Below are 1,881 nucleotides of genomic sequence, written 5' to 3'. Positions count from 1 at the left end.
GGGCGATACCGGTCGCGCCGAAGATCAACCAGGAAGCCTGCTCACGATCAGCCTCCATTTTCTCAGTCTGAAGTGCCCGAAGGTTATTTGCCGATTCGATGGCACTGCGAGCTGTGCTGACCATATCATCCGACAGCTGTTTTCCGGAGTTGGTGAGATCCACGACCGTTTGAAATTCATTGACATAGGTCTTCAGCGCAGCATTGATCTGGTCTTTTTCCTCGGTCGTGATCGCCGCTGATTTCAGCGGGCCCTGGACTCTTTTCGCATCATCGAGATAAGCCTTGACGCTGGCGTCATCATGTTCGATCAGGAACTTGCGTTCAGAGCGACGCATATCCTCGAAAATGGCTGAAGCGAAGAACAGAGAGCTGTGGGCCTTCAAAGAAGATCCGAAGATGCGGGCACTGGTTTCAAGGCGCTCGAGCGCTGCCTCCCGTTCACCAATGTTGGTTTCAACCTCGCCCATGAGCCGCTGGTATTGTTTTACGTCTGCCTGGATCTGGCCCAAGGTTTCAATATCCTTGGCGACTGCGAGCAGCGGCTTGATCTCATTGGTCAGCTCCAGAACCCGGTCGCCCTGGGCCTGAGTCCGGGCAACAGCCTGCGCCTCACCGGTCAGCAGAAAGTTCTTCTCCTCAACCCGGGCTTCGGTCAGGTTGGTGTTTACCTGCCCGAGCATGGCAACAATGTTCGAACGTTGGCCATAGCTCTCCAGGGCCCGATCACCTACCAATCCCACTACGATGGTCAGCAGCAGGAGAACCGCAAAGCCGCCAGCCAATCTGGTCCGGATGGTCATGTTGGTGAGGAAGCTCGAGACTGTCATGGTTTTCCTTACTTGCTTGAGGGCAGCATCAAAGCGTGGTTTTGCCTCATTTTTAGCGCGAGGCAGCAAACGAAATTGATACACCGAGGAAATTTGGAATCTTTTATTTGCAGCTATTAAGGCCGCTTTTATCAAAAGAATCCAGAGGCATACCGTAACAGATAGTTTCTGGACGAGTTTATTTGATACGGAAATGCAGCAATTCTCCGAAATATAAAATCATTAAGCAGTGAGCCTACAAGGACTCGAAGGTGAACACTGCCTGATTGGTATTCAGGTCTGCTCGGCTTTGAGGGTGCGACAAAAAGTCACACCTATCGATTCGGTGGCTAGACAGGAACGACTGGCTGCAACTGCGAGCGGTGTAATGGAGTTTTCTTTCACAGGTAATTGTCTTGAGATTCCTGTTCGTGGGCGCCTCATGGCTGGGTATACGGCCGATCGCGATGTTGCAGCTTTGCGCTTCTGGCAAAAGCATGAGAACTGTTCGTGCTAGATTGTTCTACTAGTTGTAACTAAAAAGCATTTGCTTATCGGTTTTTGTGCTTTACGATTGTGAATGAACGGTAATCTTGAACTGCTCTATGTTTTGGATTTTCTGAACTGCATTAGGGAAAGCATTATGACTACTAAAAAAATGATTTTGCGAGACATCGACTTGCTAGCGCCGTGTTTTGTTCCATGATTGGCCTGCCGTGTGTGGCTGTTGCGGCAACGATGGAGGGAGTGAACGAAGAAAACCTTGCGGTTCCACCGGTTGAAGGTAAAACCTTGGTGTATACCGATACAGAGGGAACTGCCAGCTTTGGGTGGCTCGATCCGGTTAACGATTTTGGCAATGTAGGGTTGGGGATCAAGGTCTATAACGAGCCGTTCACCGCCCAGCAGACATACGATTTTGCCGGTTGCCTGATGGCTCAGCCCGATCGTGCCCCCGGCGACAACTGTACAGCCCCGCCTGATTCCGGAAAGCGTTTCAAGCTTAAAACAACCGAAACCAATGGTCCCATCGACATTGTTGTCGATGTGTCAGCCGATGATTCGGTAAGTCT

The 1,881-nt window shown here is 50.8% G+C and carries 2 protein-coding genes; one reads left to right on the top strand and one right to left on the bottom strand.

Features of this window, described 5'->3' with window-relative positions:
• A partial coding sequence (locus B2W52_RS11680; RefSeq protein WP_476738531.1) for an MCP four helix bundle domain-containing protein occupies positions 1 to 829 on the bottom strand: 829 nt, incomplete at its 3' end.
• A gap of 726 nt (positions 830 to 1,555) precedes the next feature.
• On the opposite strand from B2W52_RS11680, the gene B2W52_RS11675 reads away from it, so the two are divergent.
• Positions 1,556 to 1,881: choice-of-anchor F family protein (locus tag B2W52_RS11675; RefSeq protein WP_286803180.1), on the top strand; the 326-nt coding region annotated here is incomplete at its 3' end.

Origin of the sequence: Marinobacter sp. UBA2498, from assembly GCF_002341575.1 — a bacterium.
Lineage (GTDB): Bacteria > Pseudomonadota > Gammaproteobacteria > Pseudomonadales > Oleiphilaceae > Marinobacter > Marinobacter manganoxydans.
This window is presented reverse-complemented; position numbering and strand designations above follow the sequence as displayed.